This window comes from Marinomonas fungiae, assembly GCF_001418205.1.
Lineage (GTDB): Bacteria > Pseudomonadota > Gammaproteobacteria > Pseudomonadales > Marinomonadaceae > Marinomonas > Marinomonas fungiae.
In genome coordinates, this window is sequence record NZ_LIQF01000001.1 from 356,885 (window position 1) to 381,391 (window position 24,507).

Sequence of the window (24,507 nt, forward strand, 5' to 3'; positions counted from 1 at the left end):
GTTAAAAAGACACGTTAGCAAACATAAAGTAACTGGTTTTCTTTTCGGTGACATTATTCACGCGTATATACGGTTCATTATCCAAGCGAATATTGGCTCCAACTCCAGCTGTTAAAGTAGTTGAGCCTGCCACACGGCGATAACTCAGCCAAAGTCCTAAGGCTTCATAATCGTAAGTGGCGATTTCTTTACCATAAATATAGCGGCTATTTATAGAAAAACTATCGTTTAACGGTGTACTCAGAAATAAGGTTGTTATAAATGGCGCTACACTTTCTGAAATATTCTTATGATTAGCCTGAGTATCCTGGTAAGACATGGTAGTACGAACCAAGGTGCCTTTTGCTGAGCGCCAATCAAGCTCCGCTTCAATACCATCAATGGTAGCTTTGAGGTCTGTCGCTGGCGTCAACACACCACCGTCTTCTAGCGCATCTTCGTATTTTTTATTTGATCCAACGAGATTTGTCATTTTTTCGCGATAAGCGGATAAATCAAAGGACAAGCCAAGAGTTGGAATATTTTGAAAATAGCCGACCTCGTAGGCGATAATTTTTTCCGCGGGCACACCTGTTGAGTAAGCAGGAATAGAACGAATACCATTAAAAACATAAGACCAAGCGGCTTTTTGATCGTAAAGATCCGGCACTCTATAAGCTTGCGAAACATTGGCACGTAATGACGATTGTGGTGTTAGCTTGTAGGTCGCACCAATTTGCGGCGAGGTATAATCCCCCGACAGCGTGCTGTGCTCGTACATAGCGCCAGCATTCAAGATCAACGGATCCAATGCTCGATAACTGAGGTTGGTTGAGACGCGCGATAACTCGTCTTTGTAATGACCATCAAAGTAAGTGGCCGAATCAACCGAATCCTGGCGATAAGAGACCGTATTTACAAATCGGTAGTCACTGTTTGGCGTCCAAATGCTTTGTAGCTCAATATCGTGACGCTCTTCATCTAGATCAGAAAGCAAATGTCCCTCGTAGATTTGCTCTTCAGGAAGACTCTGAGCAAACAGCAGGTTCAGCACTTGCCCGTATACATCCACATCGTGATCTTCAAGACGGTCCGATTTGTCGTAGTAATACTGCATTTTTAGCGTATGCGTCGGTGACTGCTCAAACTCCCAGCCAAGCTTAATATGCTCACGATCTCGTTCCAGTTTCGGACGAGTATCACCATAACTCACACCTGGTACTTCATAGAACTCAACATCGGCGTCAAGATTGGTCACCCCAAGATCTATATCCACTTTTTGAGTGGGATCTTCGTACACAAAAAACATATTTCCAGAGGTCTGAACATGACCATCATTACGTGGATCGCCATCACCTTTAAACTGATAACCATCAACAGTCCCACGTGAAGCAGATACCCGGTAGCTCCAATTGTCCGATAAACCACTGTATTGACCGTATATGCGTCGGTTGCCCTGATCATCGGAGGTGACAAAAACATCGCTCCCCAGCGTATCCAGCGGACTACGAGTTATGATGTTAATCACAGCCAAAAAGGAGTTACTACCATAACTCGAGGCATTCGGACCTCGGTTAATTTCCACACGTTCAACATCTTCAATATTCAATGCCAAACTAGGCCAGTCCACGCGAGCATAAACAGAGCTATAGACCGAGCGACCATTTACAAGCACCTGAATACGACGAAAACGATCTAGCTCCGTACCATGATAAGCAACCACCTTGCGATAGGAATTCCAGTATGGCCCAACAAAAAAACCGGGCACATGAAACAGTAAATCTTCTACATACTGAATATTTGAACGGCGAATAAATTCGCCAGATAAGACCGACAAGGTCGATGACACTTCCACTCGGGGCTGCGCTACGCGCGCAGGCGTGACAACAGCGGGAATGTCGCCCAACAGCATATCGTCAAGACCCAGCAAGGAATCATCAATGCTATCTGCGCTTACTACGCCAACATAAGTCATCAATAGCGCGCTAGTAATGAAACGAATCATACAACCCTCACTTTCGAAAAGCGTCAGCATAGTATGTCCCTAATATGCGCACTTCCTCAGAAAAGAAACGAAGCTCCTCTAGCGCTGCCTGCATTGCTGGAGATTGAAAATGGGCTTCAACATCAACGTAAAATTGAGTCGCTGTAAACTGACCATCAAGCATATAACTTTCAAGTTTGAGCATGTTTATGCCTTGGGTAGCAAAACCCCCCATAGCTTTATACAGCGCTGCGGGAATATTCCGCACTTTAAACAGAAATGAAGTAATGTAGCGTTGTTCTGGCTCAAAGGTTGGCATTTTTTGCTGTTGTGAAAAGACAAGAAAACGGGTGGTGTTGCCTGCAACATCATTAAAATGCGATTGCAATATTGGCAGGCCGTATAGGTCTGCTGCCAATGCTGAGGAAATGACCGCCAAGCCAGCCTGCTTAGACTCCGCCAAATGTTTTGCCGCGCCTGCGGTGTCATACATAGCCACAGGTTTTGCACCAAGCGCTTTGATATTACGATCGCACTGAGCGAGCGCCTGCGGGTGACTGCCAACGCTTTGTACATCTGTCAGAGCCATCCCAGGTGTGCCAATTAAGCAGTGGTTAATTGGCTCAAAATGCTCTTTTACCACGTACAGCTGAGTGCCTTTTAGCTCACGGTAAATCTCTTCCACTCGGCCTGCTGTCGAGTTCTCAACAGGAATCATGGCATAATGCGCTTCACCACTTTCCACTTTCGCCAGTGCTTGGCTGAAGCTAGCACAGTTGACCATCTGCCAATCGGGAAAGCAATGTTTACAAGCAAGATGTGAGTAGGCACCCGGCTCACCTTGGTATGCTACGACATGATCGGCATTGATTGAAACGCCTAATTGGGTCATGATGATTACACCATTCATCGAATACAAAAGACTTTGAACCTTACCAATTTTTGACGTTTTCCAACACTAAAATTGACAATCAACGCAAAAAAAAATCATCTGATTAGTTGAACATTATGAAGCAAGTTTTTATCAAGTTAGTGCGTTTCTACCAGTACCTACTCAGCCCGTTACTGGGAAACAACTGTCGTTATTATCCAACTTGCTCAGCCTACATGATTGAAGCGATTGAACGCTTTGGTGTCGTAAAAGGTATCTGGTTAGGTCTGAAGCGCCTAGGTCGCTGCCATCCTTTTCATGAAGGGGGAATCGATCCTGTTCCCGAGAAGAAATGCGGTCCACATAAAGATCATAAACCGCATAATACTAAAAATTAATTTAGCTGAAGATTCAAATCACTCACAACCAATACTGCCTGAGTACGGTTATTGATATTTAGTTTGCGAAAAATAGCGGTAATATGAGCTTTCACCGTTGCTTCGGAAATATTCAGCTCATAAGCAATCTGCTTATTAAGTAAGCCCTCATGCAAGTAGCACAAAACCTTATATTGTTGTGGTGTTAACTCTGCCACACGACGCTGCATATCTAAATTGGGGCTAGGTAGCTGCTCCAATTGTTCTGACATGCCATCCGGTAGCCAAGTATCACCATCAAGGATAGCGGTAATCGCTTCTAAATAAACCGCTGGCTCACTCGTTTTTGGAATAAAGCCTAACGCGCCCGCTTCAATAACATTCGCCACAACAGCCAAATCGTCACTGCCTGAAATCACCGCGATAGGAATATCAGGGAAATCTGCACGGATACGTATTAATCCATATAAATCACCGCTTCCTGGCATATTTAAATCCAGAAGTAACAAATCCACATCAGGATTCGCTTTAAGGCTTCCCAATGTGGACTCGAGGTCATGTGATTCTTGAATATCTACTTCACCGAGTTGATCGCGTAGCGCTCCCGTGAGAGCGCTGCGAAATAAAGGATGATCATCAGCGATAAGAAGTGAAATCACTAGGTTTCCTTAGCATGAACGTATGATTTACTTATTTAACCTGTTATCGATCAAATCATCAACCACACTTGGATCCGCTAGAGTACTTGTATCACCTAAAGCGTCATGCTCATTAGCTGCTATCTTGCGCAGAATACGACGCATAATCTTACCCGAGCGAGTTTTTGGTAGACCGGTGGTTGCCCAGTGCACTAGATCAGGCGTCGCAATTGGGCCCACTTCTTGGCGCACCATCATCTTAACTGACTTAGTTAACTCTTCGTCTGGCTCTACGCCTGCAACTGGGATGATGTAAACATATATTCCCTGGCCTTTTAGATCATGCGGGTAACCTACTACGGCGGCTTCGGCAACCGATGGATGTGCCACCAACGCACTTTCAATTTCTGCTGTACCGAGACGGTGACCGGATACGTTTAGCACGTCATCCATACGACCTGTGATCCAGTAAGCGCCATCAGCATCGCGACGGGCACCATCACCAGTGAAGTATTTGCCCTCGAAAGTACTGAAGTACGTTTGCTCAAAACGCTCATGGTCACCATAAACCGTACGAGACTGGCCCGGCCAAGAATCTAGAATCACTAGACCACCCTCCACTTCAACGCCCATCTCAGTGATCAGATTACCCTCTGCATCCACCAACGCTGGCTGAACACCATACAAAGGTGCCGTACAGGAACCTGGTTTTGGATTGGTTTCCGTCACACGTGGCGTCATCATTAAGCCACCTGTTTCCGTTTGCCACCAAGTATCAACGATTGGGCACTTACCATTACCAATGTTCTTGTGGTACCAAACCCATGCTTCAGGGTTAATCGGCTCACCCACACTGCCTAGTACACGCAACGAATCACGTTTGCTGGTTGCAATAGGCTCGTCACCTTTCGCCATCAATGCACGGATCGCAGTGGGTGCCGTGTATAGCTGAGTAACATTGAACTTATCAACGACGCGACCGATACGGCCAGAGTCTGGGTAAGTCGGTACACCTTCAAATAGGACACTTGTTACACCGTTCGCTAATGGTCCGTAAACCATGTAGCTGTGACCCGTAATCCAGCCTACATCGGCTGCACACCAGTACACATCATCAGGTTTAATGTCGAATACTAGCTCGTGCGTTAATGATGCATACACTAGGTAACCACCTGTAGTGTGAACGACACCTTTTGGCTTACCAGTTGAACCAGACGTGTAAAGAATAAATAACGGATCTTCTGCGTTCATTGGCTCTGGAGCGGCTTCTGTGCTTTCTTGTGCTGCCAATTCCGCCCAATCTAGGTCACGACCTTCTACCCAATTCACATCAGCCTTGGTGTAACGGTACACCACGACTTTTTCAACGGTTGGACAAGCATTATTGTCTAGAGCTTTGTCAACGTTGTTTTTCAAAGGTACTAAGTTGCCAGCACGTTTACCTTGATCTGCGGTTAGAACAAGTTTTACTTCACAGTCATTTAGACGGTCAGCGATCGCAGACGCAGAGAAGCCGCCAAAGATAACACTGTGAATTGCACCAATACGAGCACAAGCCAACATGGCATAGGCCGCTTGAGGAATCATTGGCATGTAGATGGCAACACGATCGCCCTTCTGCACACCTTGCTTGCGTAATACATTTGCTAGGCGACCTACTTCATCGTGAAGTTCTTGGTAAGTGACCACACTGTCGTTACCTTCCACATCCCCTTCTACATAGAACGCCACTTTATCGGCTTTTTCTGGAAGGTGACGGTCGATACAGTTATAAGCCGCGTTTAATTCGCCGTCTTCAAACCACTTGATGCTGACATTGCCACGTTCAAAACTTGTGTTCTTCACTTTTGTGTAAGGTTTTGACCAAGCTAAACGAAGGCCTTCTTTGCCCCAAAATGTATCTGGGTCACTGATTGATTCTTGGTAACGTTGTTCAAATTCGGCTTGGCTAACATTGGCGTTGGAGTAGGTGTAATCCATCTGCTCCGTGTATTCTGAATGTGACATGACTCGCTCCGTTGTTATTTTTTATAAGGATGCTGAAACTTACTATATCGCTTGCTCTAGGACAGGGTATCCCACTTTAGTCTAACCCTCTGATAACACTCAGTTATCAAATGTGCCGGCATATAAGAAAAATGGCAGTCGAGCTGGAACCTTCTCAAGCGGATCTTTCCACACATATTCGATCTCTTTCTCAGCCTCCTTAATCTTAAAGTCGCCATGCTTTTCCATCATGATCTGCGATGCAGACCAAGAGCGCATGAAAGCAAACGCTTGAGACATAGTCCAATGGCACTTTAATTCAAAGGTCGGTGTTTCGATCTTGGTAAACGGGAATTCAACTGCCGTGTATTGGCCGCGCAACAAGGTAGTTTTTTCTGGCCAAAATGGCTGCAAAATTGGCAACAGATGCTCCTTAATCGCTTGATCTAAAGTATTGTCAAACTCGACCCAGTTATACCCCCAGATAAACAACTTGCCTTCTGGTTTTAAAACTCTGCGAACTTCCGCCCAAAAACTGTCCAAATCAAACCAATGCAAAGCGTGAGCGACACACACCGCATCAAAGTAATTATCTGGAAAATTAGTATGCTCTGAAGGCTGCACTGAATAATTCACTTTGCGATGTGGCGTTGCCTTAGCGATTTGTGCCTCCGAAATATCCGTGGCTTCGACCTGATTGAAATACGCCGCTAGATCAATAGAAGCCTGCCCAGTACCACAGGCACAATCCCAAACACGCTCGGTTTGCTTGACTTGATGACTCAGCCAGTAATACAGCTCCGGTGGGTACGTAGGCCTTACGCGAGAATAGTTAGCCGCCGAGGAGGGATCGAAAGTACGCATATCTCTTCCAAATTGGTTTGCAGAAAATAACAGTATCTACCTAATTACCCCATATGTATAAAGGATTTCTTGTGCACTTGCGATACCTTTGACCTGTTCCGCTTGTATCCCTTTTGTAAGCGCGCCATCGACATTCACTTGGTTGTCATCCAAAAACAGGATGTGCTCGGGATTCACACCTAACTCATTGACCACATAATCAAAAACCTCTAACTCAGGTTTCACCAAGCCCATTTGATGAGACGCAAAGTAACTATGAAAAAGCCCTGAAAGCTGCATTTCATCCATTAAACGCCCCCAGTGGGCATCATTAGTATTAGACAAGACAGCACGATGAAAATGAGACGGAATACTCTGAACCAATTCAATCGCGCCCTCAAACAATCCTTTCGGCCAATTGATAAAGTTCTCTGTGAAGCTGTTAGGATCCACATCACGATTAGTTTCGCTTAATAACCGCTCAACAAATACAGGCAAAGGTATCTGACCGCTATCAAACGCCTTCACCGAAGGTGACTTCAGCCACATTTCCCAAAGCTCTGATTCACTGCCCGCCTCCATTTGAAAGACCTTAGCGAAGTCCTCTTGAGTACCCAAGTTGACCAGCACATTGCCTAGGTCAAATAGAACTACTTGTATTTTTATCGCACTACCCACAGCAGCCCTCCAACCATTCAATCAAAACTTGTAAAAAAGGTTTACATTTTACCCTTTGAATTTGCTAAAGGTTTAGCTTTTAATGACGTTAAGAGATATGGATACCTATCTATGAGGAATACGTATGAAGTCACTTAAGAAAACAATTGTTACAGCAGGTTTTGCTACGTTGCTATCAAGCAATGCGCTGGCCCTTGAATCACTAAATTCCGATGCGACTGTTATTGTAAATAATGCTTTTACATTAGCAGAAACGGCTGAAATGACTTTTGGTTCAATTCGTGCCACCGCCGATACAACGAACACTGCAACGGCATCATTAACATTACCTGCTGATGGTTCAGCTGGCGCAGTCACCGCAGGCACTCCCGCAGACGCAAATATTGTCGTGATTTCGGCAGGTACTCCAGCCTCATTTGCTGTCACCAACGCCGCACCATTCACAACCCTTACATTGACATTGCCGTCATCGGCAATAACTCTTGCCACTGCTGGAGGCACGGCTGAGTTTACCGTCGATACCTTTAATGCGATTATCCGAGGTGGTCAGAATGATGGCGATGCTTATACTTCTGGAACACCGAACTTAAGAACAGATGCCTCTGGCGCCGTTAGTTTTGATGTTGGCGCAACACTGCATACCGATGCAACCACTCCAGCTACAGACTACTTAGACGGCACCTACACAGGTAGCTATCAGGTGCAGGTTGATTACTAACTCGCCTCTCAAAATGAATATGCCATACTTAAAAAGTATATTCTGTGCGACACTGCTATCATCTATTGCTGAAGTTAAGGGTGAAATCATTGAACTCTCGCCCTTAACTTTCGGTTCAGTGGTTATTGCAGAAAACAACACCCAAGAACATGTTACCTTAACCTACGCAGGGAATGTTATTCGAAGCAATGGCATTTATATTGTTACTCCCCCAACCGTCGGTCAGTTTCTATTAACCAATTACCCTAGTAATCAACAAGTTTTTATTTCTGGCAGAAGTATTCAAGCAAGAAGTAACAGTGATATCTATTCTGTCGATCAATTTACATTAACAGATGTGGATGTGCCTTCTGTACTGACGACTGATAACTCAGGCTCAGCAACGCTTTTCGTAGGTGGCACATTAGAGACCTCAGGGTCTGGGGTAAATTCCTATGTAAATACTCAATATAGGATTAGCTATCAAATATCAGTTAATTATTAAGGACATTATGATTCATTACAACGGAATTAACCTCTTCAGCAAAGCAATAGTGGTATTGGTTACACTTGTTTTGAGTACATTCACTTATGCTGATTTAATGATTTCTCCTACTCGCGTTTTTTTGGACGATGGCGATAGAACTTTTGAAGTCAACCTAATCAACACAGGCAAACAAATTAGAAGCTATCGAGTAGAATGGAAACAAATGGCAGCTCTGCAGCAAGGTGGCTATCGAGAGTTGACTGAAAAAGAGAAAAGCCAATACTCGAGTCTTGAACGATTCGTCAGAATCAGCCCAAAGCAAGTGACGCTTGCTCCCGGTGGACGTCAGACCGTTAAGCTCCTTGTCAGAAAACCCAGTGGCCTTCAAACTGGTGAATATCGATCACATTTATCCTTTGTAGCGCTACCTCCCAGTCAGAGCAACTCAGAAAAAAATGCAGGAAGCTCAATCTCATTAAACGTACTGATGAGTTACACCATGCCTGTCATCTACCGCGTAGGGGCGGTGAACGTTAATCCAGCAATCACAGATATTTCTCTTGTGCATAAAAAAGAGACGGGGATCACGAATATTAAGGTCGATCTATACCACAACGATCCATTTAGCAGCCATGGTCGGTTAATAGCGTATTGGACGCCTCAAAATGGGCCCAAAAGGCAAGTTGGCCTGATAAATGGTTATAACTTCTACCCGGAAACAAAGACAGCTACCACACAATTTCCATGGCAAGATTTTAAGCTTGAACCCGGAATATTAGAAGTTCGCTATGAGGGACAATTGGAATTTAAAGGCTTGCTACTGGCTCAAAAAACGTTGCCCATTACACAACAGATGATCAATTCCGTTAAGTAGTTCTTATGCGCAGTGCTTGCCTCATCATCGTTGCCTCTTTGGCTGTATCAACCTCTCATGCTAATGAGGCCTTTGAGCGCTTAAAGGCCAAATACAAAGCTATACAAGATGATCAAGTGGCTCTGCCAAGCCTCACTAAAACGGCAGCCACTCAAGCAGCCAATAACGCGCAAACGATACGCCCAGATGCAATCGCTAGCACCATTCCCGCGGGAGAAGAGCTGATTCTTGGAGTGCAACTAGGCAAGCTAGTTTTGGGGCAGGTGTTCGGTTTTAAAACCGAACATGGAGCCAAGATAAGCTTATTCGACATGACACAAGCGTTTGATTTCGCCATTGAAACAGACTTTGACAACGAATCAGCCTCAGGGTGGATTCGTAACCCTGTAAATACATTTGAGATCTCTCATCAAGAAGACGGTAATTGGTCAGTTATCGCAAATGGACAAAACTCTATTATTGATGCTCAGCAAATCAGTTTAGAAGACGATTTCTATATTGACTTAAACCTGTACGAACAATGGTTTGATGTAAACCTTGATGTCAATTACGGTACGCTGACACTTAAAACTCAGAGCAACCGCCCCCTTCCTATCGAAGAAAAACTGGCACGGGAGCAACGCGCTAAAGATGCGTATCGCGCACAAAATGAAGCCCGCGCCCCGCTTCAAAAGCATGATTACCAACCAATATCTAAGCCATTATTGGATATACAAGCATCAATTAACGCCAGCGAAAACAGCGATACTAGCCATAATATTTCAGTGTTGGGCTCTAATGATGTAGCGTATTTTAACACGCAGTACTACTTCGCTATAAACGGCAGTAACGAGATTAACTCCGCACGCTTATCTGGCAGTCGCTACTCTAATGAAAGTGAGCTTTTAGGCTTTATGAATGCCACCACACTCGAGTTTGGTGATATTCGAAGTACGCAAATCAACCCACTTCAAACTGGTCGTACCCATCTTGGTGCACGTATAAGCAATACTCCACTTTCCTATAGCGGCGGTAATAGCATCAACCTTATTGGTGATATCCAAGCAGGCTGGGATGTGGAGGTATACCGAAATCAGCTGCTACTCACTAGCCAATTTAATGTCACTGGCGGTCAATATGAGTTCCAAGATGTGCCCCTGGTGTTCGGATACAACGAGATCGAGCTGGTTTTTTACGGACCTCAAGGCCAAGTAAATCGCGAAAAGCAAGATTATTACGTTAGCTCAACAGGTCAGTCGGCGGGGCAGTTTGTCTACGATATATCCTTTATTGACGAAGGGGAAAGATTGTTCGATCAAAACACCTTAAATAATGAAAACAATAACGGCCTCAGTACTTTAATTCGTGCAGATTATGGTGTGACGGATTGGTGGTCATTAAGCATTGGCTCGCAAGTACATCACGAACAGGGCTTTGAGCAGTACGATCAACAATCCTTCGGCAGTGATATTTCATTGTTTGGCGCCGCCCTGCTTTCGATTGATTCACTGGAGCAGGACAACGGTGATTATGAGCGCCGTTACCAGATTGATACCAGCCTATGGAACCAGTCTCTAAGCTTTATCCATCGTGAAAATCAACGCACCGATGACGCTAAGGATGTTAGCAGCTTTGAATCTCAAGAGCTTAGACTTTCTGGCGCCGTACCTCGTTTAAGGCTGTCCTATCAACAATCCATCGAGCAAATCACTCCTGATGGCGATGAAGCCTACATGCGTTTTATCAATCAGCTCGGGACCAGTGTTGGTGACAGCTATCTATCAAATCGACTGACTTGGTCTGACCAAGACGCTGCTGAGACGACTGGTGATTGGCAAATCCAACGTTATTTGAGTGACTATTTTGTTCGCTTTGGCAACGACTATACGGTTTCACCTGAGTTTGATATAGACGCCTTCTTTGCTGAAATCAGTGGCGATATTAGCGACAACACCAGTGGTCGTGTGCGATTTATTTATAATTTAGAGAATGACTCCAGTGAAACAGCATTGGTAGCTAGCTGGCAGCCTAATGAGTTCAGTCTTACTTCAAACCTCTCTTACAGCGATCGAACTGGTTGGCGCGCCTCTTTGTTAGGGCGAGTCGGTATTGGCATGACTCAAAACGACAGTGCATTTTTTTCTAGGATGCCTGTTTCTTCACAAGGCACTCTGTCTGCTCGTGTATTTTTGGATAACAATCGTAACGGTCGTTTTGATTTAGGCGATCGCCCCCTCCAAAATGTCGATATTGAAACCTTACAAAGCTATCGCAAAGCTACCACTAACTCACAAGGAATAGCGGTAATCACCGCCTTACCGAGCTATCAACAAACCGATATCGATATCGATTTGAGCAAACTCGACGACCCCTATTTAATTCGCGCAAATCAAGGGGTTTCCATTGCTCCACGCCCAGGCTCGATTCAAACACTCGACATCCCCGTCGTCCCATCTTTGGAGATCGAAGGCTATGTCAAAGAGCTACAGCAAAACGGCAACTTGACCAACAGAGCCCGCGTTCCCGTATTGCTAAAAGACACTTCTGGTACAGTTGTTGAGGAAGTCATCAGTGAATTTGATGGCTATTTCTTAATAACAGGGATTGTACCTCAGGCCTATACACTGGAAATTGACCCAACTTATCTGCGTAACTTTAACTTCCAACAGGGCTCTCAAATCCCACTTACCGGTGAGGAATCCGGTGTATTGGCAGAGCAAAACCTAATTTTACGTAAGTCATTCGAACTACAGGGATACAGTGCACAGCTTGCGTCATTCAGCCGCCTTGAATCCTTGCGTGGTTACTGGCGCATACTAAGTAAACGCTTGCCTGAAATCGCTCAATACCGATATTTTTACAACCGAACAGAGTCAGGCTATCAATTGTATGTGGGATTTTCGAAGGACAAACAGGAAGCCAGCAGCATTTGCGTTTTTTTAGCAGATCATAATGTGGACTGTGATGTCACAAGCATCACTCGCCGCTAACGTTCATTAATTAGCGGCGTAAGACGATTTACAACGAAAGGAAGGGATCGCCTTTGTAGCTCGTGATTAGGCAATCCTGCTGCATCTGCTTCAACTTATTACAAAAGTCGACGCTGTAAGCTTTTTTCAAAAATGGCCCGACGATGAGCTGGTAGTAGGTTTTGCCTTTCACTTGATGCCGATTGATCAACGGCGCAGTGTCGGCGAACTCCTCAGCGTATTTTTGCGTGATAGCTTGCCAGCCCTGAATAGCTTGTTGCTCAGAGCCATAAGCCGCCAGTTGCACACCATAGTATTGGGATGTCGAACTGGCATCAGCTTTGGTTTTGGAGCCCCCTTGAAACTCTGCCGTTACCGCATTGCTAGGCGGCGACTGACGGAACGGTTTGTCCGATCGCGTGGTGGAGATGGGGGGAGTCTCCACCTTGGGCGTGGTATTAATGTCCGCCAATGCTGCGGAAGGTAAAACCGGAGCTTGATTCGCTTGCTGTTTGGCTTCCGCTACAGGCGCCATTTCTTGAGTTAAGCTTTCGCTCGACTCTGGCACCGTATCAAGCGTTTCCACCAGCAGTTTCAAATCTGATTCTAAGGCTAGGATGCGTTGCAACTGTGGTTTCATGTCCTCCCATTCCTGCTGCTGAGCTTGTAAAGCTTCCTGCAATTCAGCGTTAGTCATGGTACCTTTTTTCTCAGGTGTTAACGTACAGCCTGCTAACCAAATAGCCCCTGCGCAAACCACTAATAACTTCAGTCTCATACATCCCCTCCATCAATTGAGACATCTTACGATAACACTAGGGCGTTTGTCCCCCAAACTAATGCCCCATAACGAAGGCATTTACCGATCAGTATCCATAGCATAGATGACAGCCAATGTAGCTTCGCCACGCCCGCAGCCAAACACAGTGCGTCGCCGACAACAGGCAACCAACTGAATAATAAAGCTGGCTGACCAAAACGCTGAATCCAATGCTGAACTTGCTGTAAGCGCTTAGCGGATATAGGGAACCAGCGTTTATCCTGGAAATGAAGCAAGTATTTACCAAGCCACCAATTCGTCATACCACCAAGGGTATTTCCAATTGAAGCACTCCCCCACCCCCAAAATGCTAACTCTGGGTAACGCGCAACAAATCCCAGCAATAGTAATTCTGAGCCCAATGGTAGTACGGTCGCCGCTAAAAAAGCGATAAAAAATAGGCCAACAAGCTCTGGCGCTGCTTCAATTAATATATTGATATGAATACACCTTTACATCATGCTTTGTGTAACACAAGCTACTAGATCATAACAAGATTCAGCATCTGACTTTGATGCAGACTACTAATTAACGTAACACAACTTACATTTTGCTATTGCCTTAACAAGATACTGTCATGAAACACCAGTATACTGCCGCATCATAACAAGGCCTTAAAATTGCATAAGCAAATAAACGCTCTCAGCCATAAAAGGGATCTTTTATATGCCGTTTGACATTCCAACCGAGCTCGACTCCCTATACCAACACATTGATAAGGTGATTCTGTCTCGACAACACCCTGTAACTGGGCTTTTTCCAGCAAGCACCAGCATCAACAACCACGGCGACTACACCGACGCTTGGGTACGAGATAATGTTTATTCCATTCAAGCTGTTTGGGCTCTATCACTCGCCTACAAACGTGCCTCAAATCCGGACAATCGCGCCCACGAATTAGAGTACGCTTGCATTAAAATGATGCGTGGCTTGTTATTTGCCATGATGCGCCAATCACATAAGGTTGAAGCCTTTAAAGACTCTCTCGATCCGATTGATGCCCTTCACGCAAAATACGATACTAAAACAGGACAGGAAGTGGTCGCGGATGACGCATGGGGACACCTGCAAATTGACGCCACCAGTTTTTATCTCCTAACCCTTGCGCAAATGACCAAATCAGGCAGCAGCCTGATCTATTCTCGCGATGAATTTAATTTCATTCAGAACCTGATTTATTACATCTCTCGGACTTACCGTACCCCTGATTTCGGCATTTGGGAACGTGGTAATAAAGTCAACAATGGCAAAGCCGAAATCAACGCTAGTTCTGTAGGTATGGCGAAAGCCGCTCTGGAAGCGTTAGACGGCTTGAACCTCTTCGGCGAAGACGGTCCAGAATGGGCAGTTGTGCACTCCTTTGCCGACGCGGTCGCTCGTGCAGGTTCTGTCTTGGAGTCCCTATTACCTAAAGAATCTCGATCCAAAGAAGTAGACAGTGCCTTGCTTAGTATCATCAGCTATCCTGCATTCGCGGTAAATGATGAAAAACTAAAACGCAAAACACGCCAAGAAATCCTCGATAAATTAGGCGGTAATTACGGCTGTAAACGTTTCTTGCTCGACGGACACCAAACCGTAATAGAAGACCACAGTCGTATTTATTATGAATATGACGAACTAATCAATTTTGAGCACATCGAGTCCGAGTGGCCGCTATTCTTTACTTATCTTTATATCGACCGTTTATTTGCTCGCGATTGGGAAAGCGCCAACTACTACCGCTACCGCTTAGAAAGCCTAATGGTGGAAAAAGACGGCGAGCGTCTGCTACCAGAGCTTTACTATGTACCAGAAGAGTTTATTCTTGCGGAAAAAGCGGCGCCAGGCACACAAATACGAGTTCCGAACGATAACTTGCCATTAGTCTGGGCGCAAAGCCTCTACCTGGTTGGGCGCATGCTCGACGATGAGCTCATCACGACAGAAGATCTCGACCCTCTAGGGTTGCATAAGAAGCAGCATATCCATCGTAACGTCAACATCTCTTTGGTCGTGTTGGCTAAGAACAATAAGATCAAGCAGCAATTATTGGATGCAGGCTGCTTATGCCAAACCGTGGACGAAATAGCCCCCATCCAGATCGTCAATTCAGAACAGTTAATTGAATTGTATCGTAATGTTGGCGCGTCAAAAGCCCTAGGATTAAGCGGCCGTCCAAGCCGAGCTCTAAACAGTCTGGCCATCGCACAGCCGTTTGTTGTGAATGACCAACGCTGCTTATGTTTACCGTGGTTCCAAAATGCGGATCGTGACTATCGTAAAACGGATCCAGCTCTCTTTGAGCAGCACATTCGCAACGAGCTTTCGGTTATTTCCGAAAGCTGGTATTACCCAGCAAATGCGGTATTTGCCGTTCTAATCGATGAAGCGCTAGCTGAAATGAAAGGTGCGGCACATCTGTTTGAGTTTTTCCGCGGCCTACAAAAGCGTGAGTTCAGTGAATTTCGAGTTATTCCGCAATCTGCGAAAAACGCTTTTAAATCAGGCAGTCGTCGCCTGATGAACTTTGATATGCCACATGGCTATGAGTTGGGTACTCAACTGCCAGTTTATGAAGCCCCATGGCCTATCTCAAGTGTCGCGGATACGGCCAGCTACGACTATCAGCATTGGAGCATTAGTCAGCTTATTCAACACCTACAAGAGAAACCCACTTTAGAAGATGCCACTGAAATTCTACTGCAATTGGGCCGACGCAACGCACTGCATGAGCAAGTCACCGAGCAAAACGGCGAGCTCATTACCGTTCGAAACGTGCTGGACTCGGTGTACACCAACGCCTTAATTCATCGTAACTGGTACTGTGTTCGCCAACTTTATTCGTTAATGCTTAAACCCACCATGGACATGGCCACCCATGCGGCTGAGATCACGGTGCGTCAACGTGTATTGATGATCGGCCAGCACTCCGAACATCAGGTGAGTATTACCACGCCACTGCATCATAAAGATGTCTTTAAAGCCATTGCACAAAGCTCAGATTCATTATTAGCTCAAGTACTCTACCATGAGCTATTAGCGATCACTGGCACGTTGATGAAGATTCATCCTGAGTATTTTGCTGGGGTACGCACCATTCGCTTGCACAACCTAGGTCTACTTTGTGCGCATAAGTTTCTCAACGATGACGATTGTGACAACATCGACGTGATTAAAACTCTTGCAGCGCACTCGCCCATGGAACTTTATGAAACTCTACGTCGAGTTCTAGTAGAAAAGCATAAAGAGTTTACCCATGTCGTCGCCAGTGTGCGTTATCACCAACGGGTCGACTCGCAGGCAGGTCGTAGTAAAGACATAGACTGGTTTGAGTGGCGTACAGGTCAAGGACTTATCACCAAGCTACCAGAAACTATGTTGCTGCAACTATGGGACAGTCTCGCACAAACTAACCGCATCGTATTTGGCGACCCGCAAAGTAATACTATCCTTGATTGCAAGCGTACCTTGAGCTCTATGACACCAGGGGAAGATACTTTTGCGCATTTGATCGAGTCCCTGACCTTCGACATTACACCGAGCTGGTATAAGTGCTTAATTTTTGAAGGTTTGTACGCATTTATTCTATTTTGTCAGAAACACCCTAATGGCGAGTTCATTGAGGAAGTAAATTTACCAGTTTTGATTTCCAAAGCGGCCATGGATCATGTAAAACAATATAAGACTGACCACCCAGAGGTGGATAGCTATGACATGGCATTGGATGAATTTGCCCAGCTGACACCAAACAAAGTGAATCATTACTTAAGTTGGGCCGTCACCAAATTGCACAGTCAACAACGTCACATACATAAAACATCTTAATTGGTTGGAGAAGTAAATGGATCTTCTGAACGACGTCATCAACGCTCGCTGTTCCGACCCTTTTAAATGTCTTGGTTTAAAACCAAACCAAGACAAAGGATTTACATTAACGGTATGGCGTCCCGATGCTACCAAAGTCGAAGTGCTTGAAATTGATTCAGAAAAACTAATTGGCGTCATGAAAGCAGGCAAAGCGGACGGCGTCTTTTTGTTTGCCTGGCCAGCTAAACGAGCACAAAGCCACTACCGCCTAAGGGTTCATTATGGCGAGGCTAACTTTACTATCGTCGACCCGTATCAATTTCCAGAGGCCACCTTTTCCGACCCGGAATACCACAGTGCCAGCCTGTATCATAAAGAAGGTGCTCTACTCCGCTCAGCTAAAGTAAACGATAAACTATCGATTCAGGGCACACGCTTTGCCGTATACGCCCCTGCCGCTCGATCCGTTTCTGTTGTAGGAGACTTTAATAATTGGGATGGGCGCATACATCCCATGTCGAGTAATGGTGACGGCGTTTGGCGTTTGTTCATTCCTGATATTATTGCTGGCGCGCGCTACAAGTATGAGATTCGCGCCAATAATGGCGACATCCTGCCGCATCGTACTGATCCTTTCGCCAAAGCCATTGAACAATTTCCATCCTTTGCCAGCGTTGTCTCTGCCAGCACTTATCGCTGGCAAGATGAGTCATGGGTCAATCGTGAAATCCAAGATATCTACGAGCAGCCAATGAGCATCTATGAGGTTCACCTTGGCTCTTGGAAGAAACAACATGACGGTAAATCTTTAAGCTACGCTCAATTGAAAGAGCAGCTGGTGCCTTATGTAGTGGAAATGGGTTATACCCACGTTGAACTGCTGCCTGTGATGGAGTTTCCATTCGATGGTTCTTGGGGATATCAGCCTATTGGCCTGTTTGCACCGACCTCCCGTTACGGCAGTGCAGACGATTTCCGAGCTCTAGTAGATGCCTTCCACCATGCAGGCATTGGCGTCATCATGGACTGGGTACCGGCCCATTTCCCAACCGACAGTCATGGCTTGGCTAACTTCGATGGCACCAAACAATACGAGTATCCAGATCCTAAAAAGGGCTGGCATACGGAATGGAATTCATTGATCTACGACTTTGGTAAAGATCATGTGGTGGACTATCTCATCAGTAATGCCAATTACTGGCTGGATGAATTCCATATTGACGGCCTTCGTGTTGATGCTGTGGCATCAATGCTGTACCTAGATTACTCTCGTAAAGACGGTGAGTGGGTGCCAAACGTAGACGGCGGCAATCACAACTATGAAGCCATTGATTTTATTCGCAGACTCAATGAAACCATCTATCTAAACCACCCCCGCTGCTTCACAGTGGCCGAGGAATCAACGGCGTTTCCTGGAGTGTCCAAGCCCACTTATATGGATGGGCTCGGCTTTGGTTTTAAGTGGAACATGGGCTGGATGAACGACTCTCTTAGCTATATCAGCAAAGATCCGATTTACCGCCAACACCATCAAGGTGATCTAACCTTCTCTATGGTATATGCCTATGATGAACAATTTATTCTGCCCATCTCTCACGATGAAGTAGTGCATGGTAAAGGTTCCATGATCGCCAAGATGCCAGGGGATGCTTGGCAAAAATTCGCGAACCTTCGTGCTTTTACCAGCTATATGTATTTCCATCCGGGTAAAAAGCTTAATTTCATGGGCAATGAATTGGCACAAGGTCAAGAATGGAGCCACGAACGCTCCTTAGATTGGCATTTGCTGGAGGTGGATTATCACGCTGGACAACAGCAAGTCACCAAAGCACTGAACCATTTATATAAAAATGAGCCAGCCTTGCATTTAGATCACTCACCATCGGGATTTGAATGGATCAGCTTAGATGACAGTGCCAACTCCACATTAGCGTTTGTCCGCCGCGAAAAAGAGTCGGCGGAACATTTGCTTATTCTTGTGAACTTTACCCCAACGCCACATGGTAACTACCGAATTGGAACGCCACAGAAAGGACGTTACGAAGTTGTTTTTAACTCGGATGAAACTGTCTACACAGGTAGCGGCTACCCGGTTAAGAACAGCTACTTAACAGAGCCTGTTATAAATCATGGCAGAGAGCAAAGTATTGAAGTACAACTGCCCCCCTTATGCACTCTTGCCCTAAAATGGCACGCTAAATAAAGACAATAGGAGCGAAGTATGACCCGCAACTGGCAGATCAATGTTGGCTTCCCGCTACCGCTAGGAGCCACACCGACTCCAGATGGGGTCAACTTTGCGGTGTTTTCAGAACATGCTCAGCAATTGTACCTATGCTTGTTTAATGACGAAGGAGACGAACTCGCTCGTCTCCCTTTTCTCGAAAAGCATCGCGGAATTTGGCATATGGAGGTGGTTGGATTAGAACAAGGCCAGCATTATGGCTTGCGTGCAGAAGGTTCCTTTGACCCAAGCAACATGAGCTTTTTTAATCCAAACAAATTGCTCATTGACCCTTACGCTAAGCAACTAAGCGAGCGCCTCGTGTTTCACGAAGAACAAATTACGCTGACGCCTGAAGGTCAAGCGGATCAACGCGACTCCGCTGCTTTTGTCCCCAAGTCTGTGGTCTCCATCCCGCAGCCGTTGGCGCACATACGCCCAAGCAAACCGCGTGGTGCGGAACGTTGCCTGTATGAAATGCATATTAAAGGTTTCAGTCAGCAGCTGGATATTGCCCCTGAATTACGCGGCACCTATTTAGGCGCCTGCAGTGATGCCGCCATTGAACATCTACAACACCTTGGCGTCTCAACAATACAACTCATGCCCTGCTTTGCTTTTGCCGACGAGATCCACTTACAAACAAAAGGCCTGAGTAACTACTGGGGCTATAACCCCGTCAATTTTTTCACCCCCGAACCGCGCTATGCTCTAGAAAATCCAGTCAGCGAGTTCCAGCAAATGATCGCTCGTTTCCATGAAGCGGGGCTAGAAGTGATTTTAGACGTGGTTTACAACCATACCTCTGAAAGTGAGCTGACACATGGCACCACCAGCTTCCGCGGCCTCGATAACCAAGTATATTATCGCCACCAAGACGGCCAATACCTGAATTACACTGGCTGCGGTAACTGCGTAAATACTTACCATCCCGCTACTGTGCGCTTAATCTGTGACAGCATGCGTTACTGGGTTGAGGTGATGGGAGTTGACGGCTTCCGTTTTGATTTAGGCGTCGATCTAGGACGAGAACAAAATGACTTCTCCCCCACCGCCCCCTTGTTACAAGCGATTTTGCAGGATCCTATTTTAAGCCTGACCACGCTCGTAATGGAGCCATGGGACATTGGCCCAAATGGCTATCAAGTAGGCAACTTTCCGCGCGGCTTTTTAGAATGCAATGATAAATATCGAGACACGGTACGCCGCTTCTGGCGCGGTGATGCGAATACAATTCCTGAGTTCGCCACCCGTTTAATGGGCTCTCGAGACTTATTTCATAAGGGACACAAATGTGCCCTGCACTCGGTGAATTACATTACATACCATGACGGCTATACCTTACACGACCTAGTCGCCTACCACCGTCGTCATAATCTGGATAATTTAGAAGAGAACCGTGATGGCCACACCGATAATATTAGCCAAAACTTTGGTGTTGAAGGTGAAACGGACGATTCACGTATTTTGGCCGCTCGCTTAACACAACAGAAATGTTTTATGGCGACGCTGTTATTTAGTCAAGGTACACCTCATATTCTTGGTGGAGATGAACTTGCACATAGCCAGAAAGGCAACAACAATGCTTACTGTCAAGACAATGAGATCACTTGGTTAAACTGGCAGGCATCAAACGAACGCGATACGCTGACGGGCTTAATTAAAGAAGCCCTAGCGCTGCGCCAGCGCTATCCCATTTTAGCTGAAGCTTTTCTCTTAGACGATCCGCTGTACCAGCATAAACCCAGTGATGACGTCAGTTGGTTTAACGAAAGTGGTCAATTAATGTCACAAGACGATTGGCAACATTCCGAACGTGATTTCTTATCAATGCAGTTGACTGATGCCTACAACAAAACAAAACTGTGGCTGATGTTTTACCGTGAAGATCTGCCGCTTAAGGTGCGTTCACCTAATGGTTCTCAAATTAAAAGCGTGCTATTTTCAACTCATGACACAAATCAAGTTCATGAGTTTGAATGTGATTTAAAAATGCGCTCGGTGATGCTGCTGGAGCTTGAGACCTAGTGCAAATACTCGCATATGAGAGTATGTGATAAAGGAGCAACTCTTTACGTGGCCGATATTAGTATTCCAGATTTTAAAAACATCAATAAGAAAGAAGAAAACTCGCGTGCTTCGGTTGAAAACAAACGCGTTCTGATCGTTGAAGACATTGGTGAGATGCGCCTGATGCTAAAGTCGCTGATGACTAGCTTAGGCTACAGTAAAATTGATATTGAGCCGTCTGGTCAAGCCGCCCTCAAACGCATTTTGGATGGGCGCTATGACATTGTTTTGTCGGATTACAACTTGGGAGGTAGCGTAGATGGTCAGCAACTTCTCGAGGTGACTCGTAAAACCTACGCTTTAGACCACTCTACCATTTTTATGATGATTACAGCCGACACAGCGTATGAAGCTGTGGTGAGCGTCCTAGAGTACCAACCTGATAGCTACTTGGTGAAACCTTTCCCACCCGAAGCCTTTATGCGCCGTTTAGGCCGTGTTGTTCAGCAGAAAAAAGCTTTCCATAACTTAAACCAAGCGCGCTTGCATAAAGATTGGGACAAAGTTATTGAAGAAGCCAAGTACATTATGTCTAAGCATGCGCCTTATGAGAGCCTTTGTCTCAAATCCATCGGCGAATCACTTTATGCCAAAGGCGAGTACAAACAATCCAAAACGCATTACATGCTGATTACCCAAAAGCATAAAAACTTGGCTTGGGCCTACTATGGTATGGCGCTCTCAGAAATGGCAATGGAGCAGTACCCGGCTGCGGCTAAAAATCTTGAAACAACCATCAATTTGAGTCGCCACTTTTTGTCCGCATACGACTTGCTTGCGGATGCCTATGAAAAGATGGAAAACCTAGATCAAGCGAAGAACATTCTTATCTCCGTACTAGAAGTCTCACCACGTTCCCCAGAGCGAAGCAAACGACTCGGCGACATCAGTATTAAGCTACAAGATTGGGCCGCCGCGGAACAAGCCTATTCACGGGTCATCCGTTTAAATCGTGATACGATAAATGAAACCGTGGATATGTACTACGACCATCTTCAAGCGATTACCAACCTTATCGCCTCTGGCCATGATAACAGTAAAACATTGAACGATAAGTTTAAACGATCGCTCACACGTCTTCGTATTATCGGTAAAGCCAGCCCTGTTGCAGTCACCAACTCATTCCGTATTGAAGTGCAACAATACGTCACCCGAAATCATCTTGGTGAAGCGATAAAAACTTGGCAAAATTGGCACCGTCTCATCCAAGAAGGAAAAGCGTCACCCTTATCCGAAGCTCAAGAATATACCTTGAAAAAGCGTCTTGGCTTGATTTAACCTTTTATTAAGTGCATTTATGTCAACAAATTCTAGCCTACACCCTTACAGCGCCTTAACTCCGGACACGGTTATGGATGCAGTAGAAAGCCTAGGCTTCTACTGTGACCATCGACTATATCCGCTCAATAGTTATGAAAACCGTGTCTACCAAGTAGGCATTGAAAACGCCACCCCCTTAATCGCCAAGTTCTATCGCCCAAAGCGTTGGAGTGCCGCACAAATCCAAGCCGAACACGATGCGACACTTGCTCTGAAAAAAGCGGGGGTGGACGTAGCAGCACCGCTGTTGATGCGAGGCAAGAGCTTGTTTGAACACCAAGGCTTTTATTTCTCTTTAACCCCTAAGGTCATCGGAGAAGCGCCGGAGCCCGGCAATCTCAATCAACTGTTCCAGATTGGCGAATTAATCGGTGCTATGCACCAAGCATCGCGAGATTGGCAAATTGAGCAGCGCCCTTATCTTTCCGCTATTCAGCGCATTGAGCGCGCTTGTAAAGTGGTGCTTGAAAGTAGCTATCTACCTAAATCGATGACTCCCGCATACGTTCAAGTCGTTGAACAGTTACTGCTGCGCATTACCCAAACATTGCCGTCACACCAGAGTAATAGCATTCGCTTTATTCATGGTGATTGTCATCGTAGCAATATCATTGCGCATGATGACGCCATGACATTATTGGATTTTGACGATTGTCGTATGGGCTACGCTGTGCAGGATTTGTGGTTGCATGTCAGTGATGCGAACGAGAGACGAGCTCAGCTGAGTGAGTTGATCGAAGGTTACGAAAGTCAGTGTGATTTTGACTCACGAGAGCTGGATTTAATTGATGCCATGATGGCAGAGCGAACATTGGTCTATACCGCCTGGATAGCCGAGCGCTGGCTCGATCCCGCTTTCCCCATTATCTTCCCGCACTTTATCAGCGAAGAGTTTTGGCGACAGCATATCCAAGATTTAAATGATATTTTAGTTAAATGGGGACAATGGCGTTAATCCCTTAGTGGCTTTTCTTGCTTTTCACTTGGATCAAGTTACGATCCAAGTCATACATGACAAATAACACGTAATCCCCTTGATCAACAGGGCCTTCGAGTAACTCAACTTGCAGTTGCTCGAAGTGCATAATCAGCTGTTCAGCACTCAAGTCACTGATTAAAGAAATATGTCCTGAGCCCTCCAAAGCATGGTGACGCAGTTCATCACCAATACCTTGAAACAGGATCTTCTCTTCACCAAATGCCACGCCAATTCCAAGCTCTGAAGACATAGGTTCCATATTAAACACGGTTTTATAAAACGCCTGAGAACGAACCGCATCCGCCACCGTAAGAACAATTAGATCAAAACGTTTTATCATTCCTTAATCCTATCACTCAACCGACTTGCCCATTTCAAGAACTTGGGAATCTAAATTTATCTCTGGAAACAGATCCCCCAGATGCAACAAACCTAACACCAGTTTATCCTTGGTACGACGAGGCAGTCGCTTAACTCGATATTCCAGTTGCATGGCTTGTTGCTTGCTCGCCACAACCTGATGCCAAGCCAAGGTTAAAGGCGCTTTGCCACGTAAATAACGGGCACTTTTGCTACCGCCTTGACAATGCTCAGAAAAGCGACGATCCACATCCGTTGTCACCCCCGTATAAAGAGTATCCTGACGGGTTCTAACCATGTAAACAAACCAAGGCGACAACATTGTACTCAACTTTCCAACCGCTCTCTAAATTGTTTAGATTTTAAAGAATATAGCTTATCAAACAAGATATTCACTACCCGTAAAAGAATTTATCTAGACTTCAAGAAAAGATTTTGTGCGTTTCATAAATAGGTTATGAGAGTATGTAAATCTATGCAAAGACCATAGTTATTGTGGGCTCATTCATTAATATTCTATGACATTCTTTATTACTTATTTAACGGACAATCGATGACACTCTGTTCGAGGTATTCCCCGCTT

At 45.5% G+C, this 24,507-nt stretch carries 20 protein-coding genes; 10 read left to right on the forward strand and 10 right to left on the reverse strand.

Annotated features, from left to right (window positions below; all coding sequences use genetic code 11):
• Position 1 precedes the first annotated feature (1 nt).
• Both ASC49_RS01585 and ASC49_RS01590 read right to left on the reverse strand, forming a co-directional pair.
• Positions 2-1,984, reverse strand: a complete 1,983-nt coding sequence (locus tag ASC49_RS01585) for a TonB-dependent receptor plug domain-containing protein (protein ID WP_162265191.1) — start codon at positions 1,982-1,984, stop codon at positions 2-4.
• Between the two features lie 7 nt (positions 1,985-1,991).
• A complete protein-coding gene (locus tag ASC49_RS01590; RefSeq protein ID WP_055461454.1) occupies positions 1,992-2,855 on the reverse strand; it encodes a prephenate dehydratase in 864 nt (287 codons plus the stop codon).
• A gap of 116 nt (positions 2,856-2,971) precedes the next feature.
• Here ASC49_RS01590 and yidD point away from each other — a divergent pair, with 116 nt between their 5' ends.
• Positions 2,972-3,232: a membrane protein insertion efficiency factor YidD gene (gene yidD, locus ASC49_RS01595; RefSeq protein WP_055461455.1), complete on the forward strand. Its 261-nt coding sequence runs from the start codon at positions 2,972-2,974 to the stop codon at positions 3,230-3,232.
• Here yidD and ASC49_RS01600 read toward each other — a convergent pair.
• The 4 genes from ASC49_RS01600 to ASC49_RS01615 form a co-directional block, all read right to left on the reverse strand.
• Positions 3,229-3,870, reverse strand: coding sequence for a LuxR C-terminal-related transcriptional regulator (locus ASC49_RS01600; RefSeq protein ID WP_055461456.1), 642 nt, complete (start codon positions 3,868-3,870; stop codon positions 3,229-3,231). The two genes, yidD and ASC49_RS01600, sit on opposite strands and share 4 nt — an antisense overlap.
• A gap of 27 nt (positions 3,871-3,897) precedes the next feature.
• A complete protein-coding gene (gene acs / locus ASC49_RS01605) occupies positions 3,898-5,856 on the reverse strand; it encodes an acetate--CoA ligase (RefSeq protein WP_072242015.1) in 1,959 nt (652 codons plus the stop codon).
• Positions 5,857-5,955: 99 nt separating this feature from the next.
• Positions 5,956-6,699, reverse strand: a complete 744-nt coding sequence (locus ASC49_RS01610) for a class I SAM-dependent methyltransferase (RefSeq protein ID WP_055461457.1) — start codon at positions 6,697-6,699, stop codon at positions 5,956-5,958.
• Positions 6,700-6,735: 36 nt separating this feature from the next.
• Positions 6,736-7,356: an HAD-IA family hydrolase gene (locus tag ASC49_RS01615; RefSeq protein WP_245624602.1), complete on the reverse strand. Its 621-nt coding sequence runs from the start codon at positions 7,354-7,356 to the stop codon at positions 6,736-6,738.
• 124 nt (positions 7,357-7,480) lie between these two features.
• Here ASC49_RS01615 and ASC49_RS01620 point away from each other — a divergent pair, with 124 nt between their 5' ends.
• Genes ASC49_RS01620 through ASC49_RS01635 form a run of 4 tightly spaced genes read left to right on the forward strand, consistent with a single transcriptional unit; the run spans position 7,481 to position 12,383 of the window.
• On the forward strand, positions 7,481-8,074 hold the full coding sequence (locus ASC49_RS01620; protein ID WP_055461458.1) for a DUF4402 domain-containing protein: 594 nt from the start codon (positions 7,481-7,483) through the stop codon (positions 8,072-8,074).
• A gap of 13 nt (positions 8,075-8,087) precedes the next feature.
• Entirely contained in the window at positions 8,088-8,558 is a 471-nt protein-coding gene (locus tag ASC49_RS01625) for a DUF4402 domain-containing protein (RefSeq protein ID WP_055461459.1), read from the forward strand.
• 7 nt (positions 8,559-8,565) lie between these two features.
• Positions 8,566-9,414 carry a fimbrial biogenesis chaperone gene (locus ASC49_RS01630; protein ID WP_055461460.1) on the forward strand — a complete coding sequence of 283 codons (849 nt, stop codon included), beginning with the start codon at positions 8,566-8,568 and terminating at the stop codon, positions 9,412-9,414.
• 5 nt (positions 9,415-9,419) lie between these two features.
• Positions 9,420-12,383 (forward strand): fimbria/pilus outer membrane usher protein, encoded by a 2,964-nt coding sequence (locus tag ASC49_RS01635; RefSeq protein ID WP_055461461.1) that lies wholly within the window; start codon positions 9,420-9,422, stop codon positions 12,381-12,383.
• A gap of 28 nt (positions 12,384-12,411) precedes the next feature.
• Here ASC49_RS01635 and ASC49_RS01640 read toward each other — a convergent pair whose 3' ends face one another.
• Positions 12,412-13,140: an SPOR domain-containing protein gene (locus ASC49_RS01640; RefSeq protein ID WP_055461462.1), complete on the reverse strand. Its 729-nt coding sequence runs from the start codon at positions 13,138-13,140 to the stop codon at positions 12,412-12,414.
• A 26-nt stretch (positions 13,141-13,166) separates the two neighbouring features.
• A complete protein-coding gene (locus tag ASC49_RS01645) occupies positions 13,167-13,526 on the reverse strand; it encodes a YqaA family protein (RefSeq protein ID WP_211262000.1) in 360 nt (119 codons plus the stop codon).
• 322 nt (positions 13,527-13,848) lie between these two features.
• Between ASC49_RS01645 and ASC49_RS01650 the strand changes: the two genes are divergently transcribed.
• Genes ASC49_RS01650 through ASC49_RS01670 form a run of 5 tightly spaced genes read left to right on the forward strand, consistent with a single transcriptional unit; the run spans position 13,849 to position 23,540 of the window.
• Positions 13,849-16,989, forward strand: a complete 3,141-nt coding sequence (locus ASC49_RS01650) for a glycoside hydrolase family 15 protein (protein ID WP_055461464.1) — start codon at positions 13,849-13,851, stop codon at positions 16,987-16,989.
• A 16-nt stretch (positions 16,990-17,005) separates the two neighbouring features.
• Complete coding sequence (gene glgB, locus ASC49_RS01655; protein WP_055461465.1) at positions 17,006-19,174, forward strand: 1,4-alpha-glucan branching protein GlgB; 2,169 nt, start codon at positions 17,006-17,008, stop codon at positions 19,172-19,174.
• Positions 19,175-19,192: 18 nt separating this feature from the next.
• On the forward strand, positions 19,193-21,223 hold the full coding sequence (glgX, locus tag ASC49_RS01660) for a glycogen debranching protein GlgX (RefSeq protein ID WP_055461466.1): 2,031 nt from the start codon (positions 19,193-19,195) through the stop codon (positions 21,221-21,223).
• Between the two features lie 48 nt (positions 21,224-21,271).
• Positions 21,272-22,543 carry a response regulator gene (locus tag ASC49_RS01665; RefSeq protein ID WP_055461467.1) on the forward strand — a complete coding sequence of 424 codons (1,272 nt, stop codon included), beginning with the start codon at positions 21,272-21,274 and terminating at the stop codon, positions 22,541-22,543.
• A gap of 19 nt (positions 22,544-22,562) precedes the next feature.
• Positions 22,563-23,540 carry a serine/threonine protein kinase gene (locus ASC49_RS01670; RefSeq protein WP_055461468.1) on the forward strand — a complete coding sequence of 326 codons (978 nt, stop codon included), beginning with the start codon at positions 22,563-22,565 and terminating at the stop codon, positions 23,538-23,540.
• Between the two features lie 4 nt (positions 23,541-23,544).
• Here the strand turns inward: ASC49_RS01670 and ASC49_RS01675 are convergent, their stop codons facing one another.
• Together ASC49_RS01675 and ASC49_RS01680 are read right to left on the reverse strand one after the other, a co-directional pair.
• Positions 23,545-23,904 (reverse strand): VOC family protein, encoded by a 360-nt coding sequence (locus ASC49_RS01675; RefSeq protein ID WP_055461469.1) that lies wholly within the window; start codon positions 23,902-23,904, stop codon positions 23,545-23,547.
• A gap of 12 nt (positions 23,905-23,916) precedes the next feature.
• Positions 23,917-24,222: a GIY-YIG nuclease family protein gene (locus ASC49_RS01680; protein WP_245624603.1), complete on the reverse strand. Its 306-nt coding sequence runs from the start codon at positions 24,220-24,222 to the stop codon at positions 23,917-23,919.
• Positions 24,223-24,507: the final 285 nt, after the last annotated feature.